2 protein-coding genes are annotated in these 1,511 nt (G+C 42.0%); both read left to right on the plus strand.

What is annotated here, in order from left to right:
* A partial coding sequence (gene rnc / locus QZ359_RS00815) for a ribonuclease III (RefSeq protein WP_293951953.1) occupies positions 1-693 on the plus strand: 693 nt, incomplete at its 5' end.
* Positions 684-1,511, plus strand: an 828-nt coding sequence (locus tag QZ359_RS00820; RefSeq protein ID WP_293951956.1) for an AAA family ATPase, incomplete at its 3' end; no start/stop codon positions are given. The genes rnc and QZ359_RS00820, both read left to right, overlap by 10 nt.

Consider the following 1,511-nt stretch of genomic DNA (forward strand, 5'->3'; position numbering starts at 1 on the left):
GAATTACAAACTGTACTAAAGAACCATTTTGCAATCGAATTTGCAGACAAAAATTTACTGGAGACTGCCTTTACTCATACGAGTTATGCCAATGAGCACCGCCTCTTAAAAATTTCACACAATGAACGCTTGGAATTTTTAGGAGACGCTGTTCTACAGCTATTGATTTCAGAATATCTGTATAAAAAATATCCTAAAAAGCCTGAGGGTGACTTATCTAAACTCCGTGCTATGATTGTCCGTGAGGAGAGTTTGGCTGGTTTTGCGCGTGATTGTCAGTTTGATCAGTTTATCAAGCTGGGTAAGGGGGAAGAAAAATCTGGTGGTCGCAATCGTGATACCATTCTTGGTGATGCCTTTGAGGCCTTTCTTGGTGCCCTCCTTTTGGACAAGGATGTGGCCAAAGTCAAGGAATTTATCTATCAAGTCATGATTCCTAAGGTTGAAGCAGGCGAGTTTGAGATGATTACAGACTACAAAACCCATCTCCAAGAGTTACTTCAGGTTAATGGGGATGTGGCTATTCGTTATCAGGTGATTTCTGAAACAGGGCCTGCCCACGATAAGGTTTTTGATGTAGAAGTTCTTGTTGAAGGTAAGAGCATTGGTCAAGGTCAAGGTCGTTCTAAGAAACTAGCAGAGCAGGAAGCTGCCAAAAATGCCGTTGAGAAAGGGCTGGATTCATGTATTTAAAGGAAATCGAAATTCAGGGATTCAAGTCCTTTGCTGATAAGACCAAGGTCGTCTTTGACCAAGGTGTGACGGCAGTCGTTGGACCCAATGGATCTGGAAAGTCCAATATTACAGAAAGTCTGCGTTGGGCCTTGGGGGAGTCAAGTGTTAAGAGTCTCCGTGGTGGCAAGATGCCAGATGTCATCTTTGCCGGAACTGAAAGTCGCAAACCGCTCAATTATGCTTCTGTAGTTGTGACTCTGGATAATAATGATGGATTTATCAAGGATGCAGGTCAAGAAATCAGAGTAGAACGCCATATCTATCGTAGCGGAGACAGCGAATACAAGATTGATGGTAAGAAAGTCCGTCTGCGTGATATTCATGACCTTTTCTTGGATACAGGTTTGGGACGAGATTCCTTCTCTATCATTTCCCAAGGGAAGGTTGAGGAGATTTTCAACTCCAAGCCTGAAGAACGCAGAGCTATTTTTGAAGAAGCTGCAGGAGTTTTGAAATACAAGACTCGTAGAAAAGAGACTGAGAGTAAACTCCAGCAAACTCAGGATAATCTAGATCGTCTTGAAGACATTATCTACGAGTTGGATAATCAAATCAAGCCTCTTGAGAAGCAAGCTGAAAATGCTCGTAAGTTTCTGGATTTGGAAGGTCAACGCAAGGCTATTTATTTAGACGTTCTGGTTGCTCAAATCAAGGAAAATAAGGCTGAACTAGAGTCTACAGAAGAAGAGTTGGCTCAGGTTCAGGAACTCTTGACTAGTTACTACCAAAAGCGTGAAAAATTAGAGGAAGAAAATCATACTCTTAAAAAGCAACGC

The organism is Streptococcus sp., from assembly GCF_019414905.1.
GTDB lineage: Bacteria > Bacillota > Bacilli > Lactobacillales > Streptococcaceae > Streptococcus.